Below are 14,917 nucleotides of genomic sequence, written 5' to 3' on the forward strand. Positions count from 1 at the left end.
GGTGTGGCGGTCGATCCACCGTCGCACGTACGTTCATCACATCGGGCAAGGCGCCCGGTCGAGTCGGCCTTCCACTGACTCGTGGCCCACGGCCGACTCGAAACTGCCGGGTGTTTTCCACCCGGGGCGGGAGTGGGTTATGACCACCAGAGCACGAGAGCAGCAGAGCCGGATCGGATTCGGCGACGACAGCATCGCCGACCAGGATCTTCGCACCTACGTGCTGGATACGTCAGTCCTGCTGAGTGATCCACGGGCCTTCTTCCGCTTCGCAGAGCACTCCGTCGTCGTCCCGGTGGTCGTCATCACCGAGCTCGAGGGCAAGCGGCACGACCCGGAGCTCGGCTACTTCGCCCGCCAGGCTCTGCGCCACCTCGACGGACTGCGTGTCGAGCACGGCCGGCTGGACTTTGCCGTCCCGGTCGGCGAGGGCGGCACTCTGCGCGTCGACCTCGCCAACACCGACCCGTCGGTCCTTCCGGCGGGGATGCGTCTCGGCGACAACGACACGCGCATCCTGTCGGTTGCGGTGCACCTGGCACAGGAAGGGCAGGCCGTGACGGTCGTCTCCAAGGATCTGCCGATGCGCGTGAAGGCGGCGTCACTCGGCATCCACGCCGAGGAGTACCTCGCCGAGCAGGCGGTCGACTCCGGGTGGACCGGGATCGCCGACCTCGATGTCTCCGGCGATGACATCAGCGACCTGTACGAGACCGAAGTGGCCGCGAGCGATGACGTTCGCGGTGTGCCGGTGAACACCGGACTCGTGATCCATTCCGAGCGGGGCTCGGCGCTCGGTCGCGTCACCGGCGACGGCGAGTACAAGCTCGTTCGGGGCGACCGGGATGTCTTCGGCCTTCACGGCCGCTCCGCCGAGCAGCGCATCGCTATCGACCTGCTGCTGGATCCCGAGGTCGGCATCGTGTCGCTCGGCGGTCGCGCGGGAACGGGCAAGTCGGCTCTCGCGCTGTGCGCGGGTCTTGAGGCGGTGCTCGAGCGGCAGCAGCAGAAGAAGATCATCGTGTTTCGCCCGCTGTTCGCCGTCGGAGGCCAGGAGCTCGGTTACCTCCCGGGCGACCAGGCCGAGAAGATGAGCCCGTGGGGACAGGCCGTCTTCGACACACTCGGCTCCGTCGTCACAGGCAACGTGTTGGAAGAGGTCGTGGCCCGGGGCCTGCTGGAGGTCATGCCGCTCACGCACATCCGCGGCCGGTCGCTGCACGATGCGTTCGTGATCGTCGACGAAGCCCAGTCGCTCGAGCGCAACGTGCTGCTGACGGTGCTCAGCCGGATGGGGCAGAACTCCCGTGTGGTCCTGACTCACGACGTCGGCCAGCGCGACAACCTGCGGGTCGGTCGTCATGACGGCATCGCCTCTGTCATCGAGACGCTCAAGGGTCACGAGCTCTTCGGGCACGTGACCCTCGTGCGCTCGGAGCGCTCGGCGATCGCAGCCCTCGTGACAGAACTGCTGGAGCAGGGCGAGCTGAGCTGACCATCGGCGAGTCCAGACGGCCCCCGGATGACGCCCGGGGGCCGTCTGTCACTCCCAGCGGTAGCCCTCGCCGCGGACCGTGACGATGTGCCCGGCGCCGAGCTTCGCACGCAGGTACCGCACGTACACATCGACCACGTTGGACCCTGGATCGAAGTCCATGCCCCACACTCTGCTGAGCAGCACTTCGCGCGTGAGCACTTCCCTCGGATGACGCAGAAACTGCTCGGCGAGAGCGAACTCACGCGCCGAGAGATCGATCTCGCGGCCGGCCACCGTCGTCCGGCGGGCCAGGATGTCCAGCGTCACATCGTCGCGGGTGAGACTCATCGTCAGGGAGCCGGTGTGTTCTCGCAGCCGCGAGCGGACGCGGGCGAGCAATTCCGCCACCGAGAACGGCTTCGGGACGTAGTCGCTCGCCCCGGCGTCGAGACCCTCGACAGCATCGTGGGCAGAGCTTCGGGCGGTCAGCATGATCACCGGCATCCGCTCCCCCGCGCCGCGGAGCAGTCGCAGGACCTCGAAGCCGTCCATGCTCGGCAGTCCCACATCGAGCACGATCAGATCGATGTCTCCCGCCTGCGCACGCTCCAGCGCCTCGGCGCCGTCCTCGGCGGACACGGTGTCGAAACCCTCAGCGTTCAGGCTTCGTGAGACGAGGGAGACGATCTGGGGTTCGTCATCGACGACGAGGATGCGGGTCATCCGGAGGCCTCTCGTTGGAGTACGACATCGCCGGCGCGAACGGGCGAGGGAAGGCTCGCGCGCGTGCCGATGGGGATCTCGATCGTGAAGGTGGCGCCCCCGCCCGGCGTGTCGGCGACCGAGCAATGACCGCCGTGCGACTTCGCGATCGCGTCGACGATCGCAAGCCCCAGCCCCGAACCGCCGACGGTGCGTTTTCCGGCGCCGCGGTCGAATCTGCCGAAGATGCGGTGGCGGACGGCGTGCGGGATTCCCGCACCATGGTCGCGCACCCACAGCTGGGCTCCCGACCCGTGCAGGGCACTGCCCAACTCGATCGGGCTGCCGGGAGGTGTGTATTTCGCCGCGTTGTCGGCCAGCTGCAGCCAGGCTTGCAGCAGCCGGTCGCGATCTCCTCGGATGACACCCTCGGCCCGCTGCTCTGTGCGCCACTCGTGGGCCGGTATCACCGAGACGAGCTCGGAGATCTGCTGCGTGAGCACGGTGAGGTCCACGTCGCTCATCGTGAGGCGGTCGGTCTCGACCGCAGCGAGCAGATCGATGTCGCCGATGAGTCTCGCCATGCGATCGAGTTCGGCGATGCCGAGGTCGCGGATGGCGGTGACGTCTTCGACGTCGGTGGGGTCCATCACTTCGAGGTGACCGCGCACGATGGTGATCGGCGTTTTCAGCTCGTGCCGGACGTCATCCAGCAGACGCCGCTGCGCGTCGAAGGATCCTTCCACCGGATCGCCGCTGCGCTCGATCGGCGCCTCACCCAGAATGACCCAGCCGGCAATCGCCGTCACCGCGAGCGTCAATGCACTCATGAGGGCGTAAACCAGCACGGCCGTCCACATCAGGGTCTGGCCGGTGAGCGCAAAGGAGATGCCCATTGTCAGCGCTGTCAACGCGAATCCCGCAGCGACGAGCGCCAGGATCAGCCCCAGCGTGCGGGTGCGCCGCGACGGCGTAGCCGGCATCCGGTTCACGGTCTGACTATCACCCCGCGCGGGTCATCGACAGCAGATCGAGCTTCTCATCGAGCTGCGCCTCGGTCAATTCGCCGCGCTCGACGTAGCCGAGGGCGATGACCGCTTCACGCACCGTGATCCCCTGGGCGACCGAGTGCTTGGCGATCTTCGCCGCGGCTTCGTACCCGATGAGCTTGTTCAGCGGCGTGACGATCGACGGCGACATCCCGGCGTAGGCGGCGGCGCGCTCGACGTTCGCCTCGAGGCCATCGATGGTCGTGTCGGCGAGGACGCGCATGGAGTTGGACAGCAGGCGGATCGATTCGAGCAGGGCGGTGCCCATGATCGGAATGGCGACGTTGAGTTCGAAGAGGCCCGACGCTCCGGACCAGGCGATCGTCGCGTCATTGCCGATCACGCGCGCACAGACCATGAGCGTCGCCTCCGGGACGACCGGATTCACCTTGCCGGGCATGATCGAGGAGCCCGGCTGGAGGTCGGGGATGTGCAGTTCGCCCAGGCCGGTGTTCGGGCCTGATCCCATCCAGCGGATGTCGTTGTTGATCTTCGTCAGCGAGACGGCGATCGTGCGCAGGGCGCCGGATGCCTCGACGAGCCCATCGCGGTTGGCCTGCGCCTCGAAGTGGTCCTTGGCTTCCGTGATGGGCAGTTCGGTCTCGTCGGCGATCAGGGCGATGACCTTCTGCGGGAAACCGACCGGTGTGTTGATGCCGGTGCCCACCGCGGTGCCGCCCAGCGGCACCTCGGCGACATGGGGGATCACGGCCTGCACACGCTCGATGCCGAGGCGGATCTGGCGAGCATAGCCGCCGAACTCCTGGCCCAGGGTGACCGGAGTCGCGTCCATCAGGTGGGTGCGTCCTGACTTCACGGCGTTCTTCCAGAGCTCCGCCTTGGTCTCCAGTGAGACGGCGAGGTGGTCCAGTGCCGGAATGAGATCGTCGATGAGGGCCTGTGTGACGGCGATGTGCACCGACGTGGGGAACACATCGTTGGAAGACTGCGATGCGTTCACGTGGTCGTTCGGGTGCACGGCCTCGCCGAGGTCGCGTGTCGCGAGCGTCGCGAGCACCTCGTTCATGTTCATATTCGATGAGGTGCCGCTGCCGGTCTGGTAGATGTCGATCGGGAACTGATCGCGATACGCGCCCGCGATGATCTGGTCGGCGGCGCGGGCGATGGCGTCGGCGATGCGGTCATTGAGCGTGCCGAGCGCCTTGTTCGTGAGGGCGGCCGCCTTCTTGATGCGGGCGAGCGCGACGATCTGGGCGGGGTCGAGCCGGTCACCGGAGATCGGGAAGTTCTCGACGGCCCGCTGCGTCTGCGCGGCGTAGAGCGCGTCCTTGGGGACGCGTACCTCGCCCATCGTGTCGTGCTCGATGCGGTATTCGGTGGCGGCGGTCATTGCGGTCACGTCCTTGTCTGCTCGGTGTGTGTCAGTGGGGGAGTTCACGATTCGAGCCCGACCATCACCTGCGGGATGGTCGTGCCTTCGCTCAGCCGGTAGTTTGAGCCGACGATGGCCAGGCGGCCCGCTTCGACCGCCTCGCTGATGAGTCGGGACGACGCCAGAAGATCATCGACCGTGTTCTTCAGGTGTTCACGGCCGACCTGTTCGGCGTCGAGGTTCTGCGGGGTCGCTCCGGGCGTGCGGCGCAGGACCGTCCGGGCGGCAGGCACGATCCTGGCGATCAGGCGCCAGATCTGCGACGGGAGCTCGGGGGCATCCGAAGCGGTCGAATCGATCGCGGCCCGCACGGCGCCGCACTCGTCGTGGGCCAGCACGATGATCAGCGAGACGTCGAGGATCGCGACGGCATACTCGAGGCTGGCGATCGCGGAGTCCGACGCCACCTGGCCGGCATTGCGGACGACGAAGAGGTCACCGAGGCCCTGATCGAAGATGATCTCGGCGGCCAGGCGCGAATCGGAGCAGCCGAACAGCGCCGCCCGCGGCGTCTGGGCGTGAGCGAGCTCGTTCCGCCGCTCGACATCCTGGCGCGGATGCCGGGGCTCGCCTCTGACGAAGCGTTCATTCCCCAGGCGGATCTCGTCCCAGACCGCGTTCGGTTCGGGACGCTCTGCGGTCACGGCGATTCCCCGCGCAGGCCGCGGATTTGATCGGTGACGCCCTCCGCCGCGACCGCAGCGGTCGCCGGGTCCGAAGAGCCGTAGATCAGAACGGTGTCGGCACCGGCATCCGTCGCGAGGGCATAGGAGATCGCGGCGGACTGCGCCGAACCCGGGATCACGTACTCGTCCCAGGCGATGCCGTCGATCGTCACCGTGCCGGTCGGAGCCAGGCCCCCGAGTGTTTCAGAGACCCACGACGGACCGACGCCGAGCCCCTGCGCGACACGCACGAAGCCTTCCGGTGGTGCGTATACGACGCGCCACATGCTGCTGCCCTCCAGCCGGGCCGAGTTGGCACGCCACTGCTCCGGGACCTCGGGAACGAGGAGTGTCCGTCCGACCGAGGCGGACGCGGCGGACGCGGATCCGGCGACATCGGCCGGCTCGGCTTCGGGCAACGCGCCCCGGGGGACGCCCAAGATGACGATGGCGACGACCGCGAGTATGACCAGGAGCGCGACGATGAGGTTGCGAAACGTCTTGCTCGAGCGATAGGCGGCCGATGACGCGGCCTTGCGCGCCGCGGTTTCCCCCGGGGTCTCCGGACGGCCGAGTTCGGCCACGACGCGGGGAGCAGAAGCCATCACGACTCCGCGCCCGACGGCCGAGATGCCTCCAGCAGCTGCTTCGCGCCCCGCAACCATTCCTCACACCGGGCCGCGAGCGCTTCGCCGCGCGTCCACAGCGTCAGCGACTGCTCAAGCGTCGGTGCGCCCTGCTCCAGCTCGGCGACGACACGCACGAGCTCGTCGCGGGCCTGCTCGAAAGAGAGGCTCGCGACGTCGATGGCATCATCGCTGATCATGAGTCCATCCTAGAGTCGCCGTGTGCGGCTTCCCCACCCGGCGGCACCTCAGCGAGCTCTCCTTCCGAGAGCGCTGCAAACGATCCGCGAGCCACCGTGACGACCAGCGTGCTCCCGGTGGGCGCCTGGGTGGCGCTGCGCACGATGACGCCCTCGCCGGTGCGCGCGATGGCGTAGCCGCGCCCGAGGGTCGCGCCCGGGGAGAGCGCGCGCAGCGATGCCCGCAGCTGGGTCGCCTGCCGATCCGCGGACTCCAGGCTCCGGCCGACCAGGTCTCGTCCCCGGGAGCGGAGCGCCCAGAGCTCGTGCGTGCGGCTGGTCAGCATCGACTCGGGGGAGCGCAACACCGGGCGGGTGCGCAGCTGCTCGAGTTGGGCGATGTCGTGGCTGACGCGCTGAGTGACGCGCGTTCGCGCGCGGGAGCGGAGCTGCTCGACGATCGCACGTTGCTCGGCGACGTCCGGCACGACCTTCTTCGCGGCATCGGTCGGCGTGGAGGCGCGAAGGTCGGCGACCTCATCCAGCAGCGGGTGGTCATTCTCGTGGCCGATCGCAGAGACGATGGGCGTGGATGCCGCCGCCACCGCTCGCAGCAGCCTCTCGTCGCTGAAGCCGAGCAGGGTCTGGGGATCGCCGCCGCCGCGCGCGATGATGATGACGTCCACCTCGGGGTCGGCATCCAGCATCGTCAGCGCGCCCAGGGTCTCGGGAACGCAGCGGTCGCCCTGGACAGCAACGTGGATCGTCCGGAAGCGCACGTGCGGCCAGCGCAGCTCGGCGTTGCGGTGCACGTCCTTCTCAGCGTCGCTGCGCTCGCCGGTGATGAGCCCGATCACGGTGGGCAGGAACGGCAGAGGCTTCTTCCGCGCCGGATCGAAGAGTCCTTCCGAACGCAGCTGCGCGCGCAGACGCTCGAGCTTTTCGAGTTGATCGCCGAGCCCGGTGTGACGCATCGACGAGACGGTGAAGCTGAAGTCGCCTGACTTCACGAAGTAATCCGGCTTGACGCACGCGACGACACGGTCGCCGCTGCGCAGCGTATCGGGCAGGCGCTGGAGCGTGGAGGACCACAGCCGGAAGGAGATCATCGCCTCTCCGGAGGCGTCTTTCAGGCGCCCGAAGACGTGCCCGCCGCGCACGTTCCAAGCCGTGATCTCCCCCTCGACCCACACGGCGCTCCAGCGCTGAACGAAATCGCGGATCGTCTCGTTCAGCCGTGCGACAGAGGTCGGGGTCTCCGGTGAGGAGTCCCGAGGGTGGACGGCGTCCGGGGGCGGGGTCTCTCCCGGCGCCGACTCGAACGATGTCATGGCATCCCTCCCGCTCCACACGGCCTTTACACGGACGCGGATCAATACAATCGAGGAGTGAGCTCAACTGCCGTCCGACTCCCGCTGCCGCACGTCCCCGGCCCGCGCGGACGGCTTCAGGATATCCCGGTCCTCGGACACAAGAAGGTCCTGCTGGCCTCGCCGCGCGGCTACTGCGCCGGGGTGGATCGCGCCGTGATCGCCGTCGAGAAGGCGCTCGAACGCTTCGGGGCACCCGTGTACGTGCGGAAGCAGATCGTGCACAACATTCACGTCGTGACCGAGCTCGAAGCCAAGGGCGCGATCTTCGTCGATGAGGTCGACGAAGTCCCAGAAGGGTCGCACGTGGTCTTCAGCGCTCACGGCGTCTCGCCTGCGGTCGTCAGCGACGCGGCCGATCGGGGTCTGCGCGCGATCGACGCGACATGCCCGCTCGTGACCAAAGTGCACCGTGAGGCTGTCCGCTTCGCACGCGATGACGTCGAGATCCTCCTGATCGGCCACGTCGGGCACGAAGAGGTCGAGGGGACCGCCGGGGAGGCACCCGAGCACGTGACGATCGTCGGCTCGCCGGATGAGGCCGACACCGTCCAGGTGCGCGATCCGTCCAGGGTCGTGTGGCTCTCTCAGACCACGCTGTCGGTCGATGAGACGATGGAGACCGTGCGGCGGCTTCGCGCCCGCTTTCCTCAGCTGCAGGACCCGCCGTCGGATGATATCTGCTATGCCACCCAGAACCGTCAGGTGGCGATCAAGAAGGTCGCGAAGGATGCCGACGTGGTCATCGTCGTCGGGTCGGCCAACTCGTCCAACAGCGTGCGGCTCGTCGAGGTTGCGCTCGAGTACGGTGCGAAGTCGGCGTATCGCGTCGACTATGCGCACGAGATCGAACAGTCTTGGCTCGATGGAGTCGAGACGGTCGGCGTGACCTCCGGAGCCTCCGTGCCGGAGGTGCTCGTGCAAGAAGTGCTGTTCGAGTTGGCTGGCGCCGGCTACGGCGATGTCGAGCAGGTGCGCACGGCCGAGGAAGATCTCATGTTCTCGCTCCCGAAGGAGTTGCGCCACGCTGCCGGCGGGCGGCGCGACGAACGAGCACTGGGCGGGCGTCGCTCGTGAGCACCCCCGCGGGGGAAGAACCCGATTCGCGGCCCCGGCCGCAGTATGGGGAGTACGCGAGTCCTGAGCAGCAGCAGGCGAGCATCCGGGAGCCCGTGCGCCAGGGCGATCCGAGGGGAGTTGCGCCGACGGTGCCTGTGGCGCCCAGGGCATCCGCTCCCGTGCGCCGTCGCACCGTCGACCGCGTCGTCACAGTGGCCTTGTTGGCGTATGGCCTCGTCACGGTCCTCAGCGCGGTACCCCAACTATGGGATTTCTCGGGGTTCGCCGAGACGTGGATGGGCCTCGCCGGCATTGACGGGACCTTCACCAACACCGCCCAGGGTGACCTGTGGGGTCGGATCGGCGCGGGTGCCTTCGCCTTCGGATGGGTGCTGACCGTCGTCTTCGCATGGCGCTCGGTCACTGCGCGTCGGCTCAGCTGGTGGATTCCGGTCGCCGGCGCGGCGGTCAGCTTCATCATCGTGAGCGTATGCCTGACGGTTCCGCTGATCGGCGATCCCGTGGTCTACGGCTTCTTCAGCGGCGGAGCCGGGTGACCATCTGAGAGCGACGAATGCCCCGGCCCGCGACGGTCGGGGCATTCGACGTGCCGAGGGTCAGGCGCTGATCGAGTGTCCGGCCGAACCGAGCTGCTGCGTCGCCTCGACGACGCGAGCGGCCATCGCGGACTCGGCGATCTTGCCCCACGCGCGCGGGTCATAGGCCTTCTTGTTGCCCACTTCGCCGTCTACCTTGAGCACGCCGTCGTAGTTCTGGAACATGAAGCCGGCGACCGATCGCGTGAAGGCGTACTGGGTGTCGGTGTCGATGTTCATCTTGATCACGCCGTTGGCGACCGCAAGTGCGATCTCGTCGGAGGTCGAGCCGCTGCCGCCGTGGAAGACGAGGTCGAGCGGCAGGGGGCCGGTTCCCGATTTCTCGGCGATGCCCGCCTGAATCTCACCCAAGAGCTCGGGGCGCAGCTTCACGTTGCCGGGCTTGTAGACGCCGTGGACGTTCCCGAAGGTCAGGGCGGCGATGTATCGGCCCTGCTCGCCGAGACCGAGCGCGTCGACGAACTTCGACACGTCGGCGGTGGTCGTGTAGAGCGCCTCGTTGGAGCCTTCGTGCCGAATGCCGTCCTCTTCGCCGCCGACGACGCCGATCTCGACCTCGAGGATCGCGTTGATCGCCTTGAGTCGGGGGAGGAGCTGCTGGGCGATTTCGATGTTCTCGTCCAGAGTGACCGCCGAACCGTCCCACATGTGCGACTGGAACAGCGGGTTGCGTCCGGCTTTGACCTCATCCTCCGACGCCGCGATCAGCGGGAGCACGAAGTCTTCGAGCGCGGGCTTGGGGCAGTGGTCGGTGTGCAGCGCGACGGTGATCGGATAGTTCTTCGCGACTTCGGTCGCGAACTTCGCGAAGGCGATCGCGCCGGTCGCGCGACCCTTTACGGTGTGGCCGGCGAAGTAGTCGGCGCCGCCCGTGGTGACCTGGATGATGCCGTCGGAGCCGGCCTCGGACAATCCCTGGAGGACGGCGTTGATCGACTGTGAGCTGGCGGCGTTGATCGCGGGGAACGCATACCCACCGGTCTTCGCGCGGTCCAGCATCTCGGCGTACTGCTCGGGGGTTGCGACGGGCATGTCTGCTCCTCAGGTCTGCTCTGGTGTGTTCAGGGGTGCACAGGTCTCTTCAGGGGTGCACAGGTCGGCGGCGGCTCCCACCGTCAGCCTACCGAAGGCGGCGCCGCAGCCGCGATGGGGGCCGCGCCGGAAACGGCTTTCCCCTGCGAGAAGAATCGCGATTTCTTCGTCGATGGATGCCGGGACCTTCTCCCCACGGCCGCGCTTGAGACCTAGGCTGGTGGTCATGGTGAGCCTGACCGCGGACATGAGTCCCCTGCATCCCGACCGCAACCTCGCACTGGAGCTGGTGCGGGCGACGGAGGCCGCGGCGATCCGTTCCGTGCCTTTCATCGGGCGAGGACGGAAGGAACTCGCCGATGGCGCCGCCGTCGACGCCATGCGCGCCTTCCTCAACACCGTGAACTTCGATGGCGTGATCGTCATCGGTGAGGGGGAGAAGGATCATGCGCCGATGCTGTTCAACGGTGAGCGCGTCGGGACCGGGCGCGGCCCGCAGTGCGACATCGCGGTGGACCCCATCGACGGCACGACGCTGACGGCCGAAGGACGCAACAATGCGCTCTCAGTGCTCGCCGTCGCCGACCGCGGCGCCATGCTGGATGCATCCTCTATCTTCTACATGGACAAGATCGTCACCGGGCCCGCCGGCGTCGGGGTCGTCGACATCCGCCTGCCGGTGGGCGAGAACATCCGCCGGCTGGCGAAAGCGCTGGACAAGCCGATCGACGAGCTCGTCGTGTCGGTGCTGAACCGTCCGCGCCACGCGCAGCTGATCGACGACATCCGGGCCGCCGGCGCCGGCACGCGCCTCATGAGCGACGGTGACGTGGCCGGCGGAATCAATGCCGCGCGGTACAACGCGCGCACCGACATGTGCATCGGAATCGGCGGCAGCCCCGAGGGGGTCGCCACGACGTGCGCGATCAAGGCGCTCGGTGGGCACATCCAGGGGCGGCTCTGGGCGCGCGACGACGATGAGAAGCAGAAGGGCATCGACGCCGGCCTCAAACTCGACGACTATGTCTACGAAGCGGACGAGCTGGTGAAGGGCACGAACACGATCTTCGTGGCGACCGGTGTGACCAACGGCGAACTGGTCAGTGGTGTGCGCCGGTCCGGTCCGGACTACCTCATCAGCGAGAGCGTCGTGCTTCGCGGGGTCTCCGGCACGCTCCGTCGCATCACTTCGGAGCACCTGGCGTCGAAGTGGTTGTGAGCGGGCGGGTCTGATCGGCCGACGCGCGGCGGCGCACAGGAAACCGGCGGCTCGGTCTGTCAGACTGGCACTGGTGTCATCGGAGACACGTTGATCGTCCACACACACTCCGGGGGTCACATGTCCACTCCATCGAACAGTCCGCGCACCGGCCAGATCACCGTCCCGATCGACCCCGCACGGCGTCCCGACGTGCTCCTGCGTCGGCGCATGCCGGACGATCACCAGGTCAACGCGTGGTGGATGATCGGCGCCTTCCTGTTTGTGTCGATCTCCGTCGTGGGGCTTCTCAACTTCTTTCCCGGCTGATCGGGTCGTCCGCGCCGAGATCGAGTGAAGCATCTGACTCGCCGGAGTGCGCCTTCGCCGCATCCTGGAGTCGACTGCGCACGTCGCCCAGATCAGCCCCCATCGAGCTGAATTCCGGCGCGGTGAACTCCGGAGCCGTGAGCTTTCGCGGCGTCGTCTCGACGGGTGCCGGGGCGGTGACCGCGTCGAGCCGGGTCTCGTCGATGCCGGGGAATTTGCGCGCGGTTACGAGCACGCGGGTCTCAAGCGAGCCCGCGAATCGGTTGTAGCTGTCGACCGTGCGCTCGATCGCGCGGCGGAGATCGTCGGCGTGACCGGTCAGAGTGCTCAGCCGCTGGTACAGCTCGCTGCCGAGAGCGAACAGGGTTCGCGCCTCGTCCGACACGTCCTGCTGGGTCCAGGTGTAGGCGACCGTCTTCAGCACCGCCCAGAGGTTCACGGGCGAGGCGAGCGCGACACGCCGCCCGAAGGCGTAGTCCAGCAGCGCGGGGTCTTCTTCGAGCGCGGCGGCCAGCAGCGACTCGCTTGGAATGAAGCAGACGACGAACTCGGGACTGGAGGACAGTCCTGCCCAGTACGCCTTTTTCGCGAGAGCGTCCACGTGCCCGCGTACCGCCTTCACGTGCTGCTCCAGAAGAGTTCTGCGTCGGGCGCCTTCCGCACCGATCGCGGTGACGGGAATCGTGCTCGCCTCGAGATAGGCCCCCAACGGCACTTTCGCGTCGACGGCCAGCGCCTTGTCGCCGGGCAGGCGCACGACGAGGTCGGGGCGGCCCACCCCGGCATCCGATCCGATCGTCGTCTGCGTCTCGAAGTCGACGTAGCGGGTCAGTCCCGCCGATTCCACGATCCGTCGCAACTGCGTCTCTCCCCAGACGCCGCGCGCGGGATTCGAGCGCAGGGCACCGGCCAGTGACTCGGTCGTCGACCGCAGCGCCTCATCGGACTCCTGCGCGCGGCGGAGCTGCTCGGCGAGCGAACCGAACTGCTCGCGCCGGTCACGCTCGAGCTGATCGACTTTGCCCTGCATCGTCTGAAGGCTCTCCTGCACGGGCGCGAGGGCGCGGAGGACCTGCTGCTCGCGCCGCTCGCGCTCGTCCCGCGCAGCCAGATCGGCGCGTGCCTGTGTGCTGAGCTCCCGTGTCAAAGCGCGCTGCTGCTCGAGCTGTTCGGTGAGCAGCGCGCTCCCGGCCTCGGCGGCGGCGACGCGTGCGACGAGGTGCGCGCGCTCCCGCGCGGCGCGCTCGGCGCTGTGGGCGGCCCCGCCGAACCAGCCGGCGAGCAGACCGGCCAACAGGCTGGCGATGACGAGTGCAGTGACGAGAGCGGCATCCATGCGTTCAGCCTGCCGAGGGCCACCGACATCTCCGCGAAGGACGGCAGCCGGCGTGTCGGTGCGGTACTCGACGCCACCGACAGCACACATTCCCCTCAGGTGGAAAGCGCCGCAGGCGCGGGAACCCGGATCCGGGGCACCCGCACTCCCAGGAGCATCGCGAGCTCGACGACGTCCTGCGCGCCGGCCCGGGTCGCCGCGTCGATCATGATGTGTGCACACGCGAGGGCGTCCGCCGCGGCATCGTGGTGCGCGAAGTCGAGGAAGCCGGCCGCGGCCGCCACGAGCGGCAAGCGGTACGAGCCCAGGTCATACGTCTTCCGCGAGACCTGCAGACTGCAGACATAGCGGTAGGCCGGGCACGCGAGATCCGTGACTTCGCACGCGCGCCGCAGGACCGCCATGTCGAACCCCGCATTGTGGGCGACCACGACGTCGTCTCCGATGAAGGCGGTCAGCGCACTCAGCTGCTCGGACCAGCCGGGAGCGCCGGCGACGTCTTCGGCGCGAATCCCGTGGATGCCCGTGTTGAGCTCGAAGAACCGGTCGTGCCCGGCCGGCGGACGAATGAGCCATCCGGTCGACGCGACGACCCGGCCGTCTCGGACGCGGGTGAGTCCCACTGCGCACACCGACGCGTTCGACGAGTTCGCCGTTTCGAAGTCGATCGCGGTGAAGTCCAGGGGCACGTGTCCACCCTCGCGCGGGCCCCGGATGTCTCCGCGACGGCGCGCCGGGCGTCCGCTGAACCCGGGGAGCAATCCGTCGCAGCCCGTGTCGGGGGCGCCGCGTAGACTCGTACCCCGTGGCTCTTACCATCGGAATCGTCGGTCTTCCCAACGTCGGCAAGTCGACGCTCTTCAACGCGCTCACCAAGAACGACGTGCTCGCGGCCAACTATCCGTTCGCGACGATCGAGCCGAACATCGGAGTGGTGAACCTGCCCGACCCGAGGCTGGACAAGCTCGCAGAGATCTTCCACTCCGAGCGGATTCTGCCGGCGGCGGTCTCCTTCGTCGACATCGCCGGGATCGTGCGCGGGGCCAGCGAAGGCGAAGGACTCGGGAACAAGTTCCTGGCGAACATCCGTGAGGCTGACGCGATCGCGCAGGTCGTCCGCGGCTTCGCGGACGGTGACGTCGTGCACGTCGACGGCGCGGTCAACCCGCAGAACGACATGGAGACCATCAACGCCGAACTGCAGCTGGCCGACCTCGAAACCCTCGAGAAGGCCATCACCCGGTATGAGAAGGACGTGCGCGGGAAGAAGGTCGACCCCGCAGTCCTCGAGGTCGCCGTCGCCGCGAAGGATGCCTTGGAACGCGGCATCCTGCTTTCGGCTTCGGGGCTTGACCTCGCACTCATCCGGGAACTCGGGCTGCTGACCGCGAAGCCGTTCATCTTCGTCTTCAATGTCGACGAGGCGGTGCTGACCGATGCCGCCCGCACCGCCGAGCTGGCCGCTCTGGTCGCGCCGGCGAAGGCCGTGTTCCTCGACGCGAAGATCGAGTCGGAACTCATCGACCTCGATCCGGAGGATGCCGCGGAGCTGCTCGCGTCGACCGGCCAGACCGAGTCGGGGCTCGACCAGCTCGCTCGCATCGGCTTTGACACGCTCGGTCTGCAGACCTACCTCACAGCCGGTCCGAAGGAAGCTCGCGCGTGGACGATCGGCAAGGGCTGGAAGGCGCCTGCCGCGGCCGGCGTGATCCACACCGACTTCGAGAAGGGCTTCATCAAGGCGGAGGTCATCAGCTTCGACGACCTCGTCGCAACCGGGTCGGTCGTCGAAGCACGCGCCAAGGGGAAGGCGCGACTCGAGGGCAAGGATTACGTCATGCAGGACGGCGACGTCGTCGAGTTCCGCTTTAACGTCTAGCGTTA

17 protein-coding genes are annotated in these 14,917 nt (G+C 67.9%); 6 read left to right on the plus strand and 11 right to left on the minus strand.

The window, feature by feature from the left end; genetic code table 11:
* Nucleotides 1–139 precede the first annotated feature (139 nt).
* On the plus strand, nt 140–1,495 hold the full coding sequence (locus tag QZV81_RS02180) for a PhoH family protein (RefSeq protein WP_292831798.1): 1,356 nt from the start codon (nt 140–142) through the stop codon (nt 1,493–1,495).
* A 48-nt stretch (nt 1,496–1,543) separates the two neighbouring features.
* Here QZV81_RS02180 and QZV81_RS02185 read toward each other — a convergent pair whose 3' ends face one another.
* The 7 genes from QZV81_RS02185 to xseA are packed head-to-tail and all read right to left on the minus strand — an operon-like array spanning nt 1,544 to nt 7,422.
* Nucleotides 1,544–2,200, minus strand: coding sequence for a response regulator transcription factor (locus QZV81_RS02185; RefSeq protein WP_292831801.1), 657 nt, complete (start codon nt 2,198–2,200; stop codon nt 1,544–1,546).
* On the minus strand, nt 2,197–3,162 hold the full coding sequence (locus QZV81_RS02190; RefSeq protein ID WP_292831893.1) for an ATP-binding protein: 966 nt from the start codon (nt 3,160–3,162) through the stop codon (nt 2,197–2,199). Before QZV81_RS02190 ends, QZV81_RS02185 begins: the two co-directional genes overlap by 4 nt.
* 19 nt (nt 3,163–3,181) lie before the next feature.
* Nucleotides 3,182–4,579 carry a class II fumarate hydratase gene (locus QZV81_RS02195; RefSeq protein WP_292831896.1) on the minus strand — a complete coding sequence of 466 codons (1,398 nt, stop codon included), beginning with the start codon at nt 4,577–4,579 and terminating at the stop codon, nt 3,182–3,184.
* Between the two features lie 44 nt (nt 4,580–4,623).
* Nucleotides 4,624–5,271: a carbonic anhydrase gene (locus QZV81_RS02200; protein ID WP_292831901.1), complete on the minus strand. Its 648-nt coding sequence runs from the start codon at nt 5,269–5,271 to the stop codon at nt 4,624–4,626.
* The gene (locus QZV81_RS02205) at nt 5,262–5,891 is read right to left on the minus strand and encodes a DUF4245 family protein (protein ID WP_292831804.1); all 630 of its coding nucleotides are present in this window, start codon (nt 5,889–5,891) and stop codon (nt 5,262–5,264) included. Before QZV81_RS02205 ends, QZV81_RS02200 begins: the two co-directional genes overlap by 10 nt.
* Complete coding sequence (locus QZV81_RS02210; protein ID WP_292831807.1) at nt 5,891–6,112, minus strand: exodeoxyribonuclease VII small subunit; 222 nt, start codon at nt 6,110–6,112, stop codon at nt 5,891–5,893. Before QZV81_RS02210 ends, QZV81_RS02205 begins: the two co-directional genes overlap by 1 nt.
* Nucleotides 6,109–7,422: an exodeoxyribonuclease VII large subunit gene (gene xseA / locus QZV81_RS02215; RefSeq protein WP_292831810.1), complete on the minus strand. Its 1,314-nt coding sequence runs from the start codon at nt 7,420–7,422 to the stop codon at nt 6,109–6,111. Before xseA ends, QZV81_RS02210 begins: the two co-directional genes overlap by 4 nt.
* 57 nt (nt 7,423–7,479) lie before the next feature.
* On the opposite strand from xseA, the gene QZV81_RS02220 reads away from it, so the two are divergent.
* The gene (locus QZV81_RS02220; protein WP_292831813.1) at nt 7,480–8,538 is read left to right on the plus strand and encodes a 4-hydroxy-3-methylbut-2-enyl diphosphate reductase; all 1,059 of its coding nucleotides are present in this window, start codon (nt 7,480–7,482) and stop codon (nt 8,536–8,538) included.
* Nucleotides 8,535–9,077 carry a DUF6264 family protein gene (locus QZV81_RS02225; RefSeq protein WP_292831819.1) on the plus strand — a complete coding sequence of 181 codons (543 nt, stop codon included), beginning with the start codon at nt 8,535–8,537 and terminating at the stop codon, nt 9,075–9,077. Before QZV81_RS02220 ends, QZV81_RS02225 begins: the two co-directional genes overlap by 4 nt.
* A 60-nt stretch (nt 9,078–9,137) precedes the next feature.
* Here the strand turns inward: QZV81_RS02225 and fbaA are convergent, their stop codons facing one another.
* Together fbaA and QZV81_RS02235 are read right to left on the minus strand one after the other, a co-directional pair.
* Nucleotides 9,138–10,169, minus strand: coding sequence for a class II fructose-bisphosphate aldolase (gene fbaA, locus QZV81_RS02230; RefSeq protein ID WP_292831822.1), 1,032 nt, complete (start codon nt 10,167–10,169; stop codon nt 9,138–9,140).
* A gap of 9 nt (nt 10,170–10,178) precedes the next feature.
* Complete coding sequence (locus tag QZV81_RS02235) at nt 10,179–10,397, minus strand: hypothetical protein (protein WP_292831825.1); 219 nt, start codon at nt 10,395–10,397, stop codon at nt 10,179–10,181.
* Here QZV81_RS02235 and glpX point away from each other — a divergent pair.
* Nucleotides 10,396–11,388: a class II fructose-bisphosphatase gene (gene glpX / locus QZV81_RS02240; protein WP_292831829.1), complete on the plus strand. Its 993-nt coding sequence runs from the start codon at nt 10,396–10,398 to the stop codon at nt 11,386–11,388. The genes QZV81_RS02235 and glpX overlap by 2 nt on opposite strands.
* Nucleotides 11,389–11,508: 120 nt before the next feature.
* Nucleotides 11,509–11,697 (plus strand): UDP-N-acetylmuramyl pentapeptide phosphotransferase, encoded by a 189-nt coding sequence (locus tag QZV81_RS02245; RefSeq protein ID WP_292831832.1) that lies wholly within the window; start codon nt 11,509–11,511, stop codon nt 11,695–11,697.
* Here QZV81_RS02245 and rmuC read toward each other — a convergent pair.
* Both rmuC and QZV81_RS02255 read right to left on the minus strand, forming a co-directional pair.
* Complete coding sequence (gene rmuC, locus QZV81_RS02250) at nt 11,678–13,033, minus strand: DNA recombination protein RmuC (RefSeq protein WP_292831836.1); 1,356 nt, start codon at nt 13,031–13,033, stop codon at nt 11,678–11,680. The genes QZV81_RS02245 and rmuC overlap by 20 nt on opposite strands.
* 95 nt (nt 13,034–13,128) lie before the next feature.
* Nucleotides 13,129–13,722: an exonuclease domain-containing protein gene (locus QZV81_RS02255; protein WP_292831839.1), complete on the minus strand. Its 594-nt coding sequence runs from the start codon at nt 13,720–13,722 to the stop codon at nt 13,129–13,131.
* Between the two features lie 116 nt (nt 13,723–13,838).
* Between QZV81_RS02255 and ychF the strand changes: the two genes are divergently transcribed.
* Nucleotides 13,839–14,912 carry a redox-regulated ATPase YchF gene (ychF, locus tag QZV81_RS02260; protein WP_292831842.1) on the plus strand — a complete coding sequence of 358 codons (1,074 nt, stop codon included), beginning with the start codon at nt 13,839–13,841 and terminating at the stop codon, nt 14,910–14,912.
* Nucleotides 14,913–14,917: the final 5 nt, after the last annotated feature.

Source organism: Microbacterium sp., from assembly GCF_011620665.1.
In the GTDB taxonomy this organism is placed as follows: Bacteria; Actinomycetota; Actinomycetes; order Actinomycetales; family Microbacteriaceae; genus Microbacterium.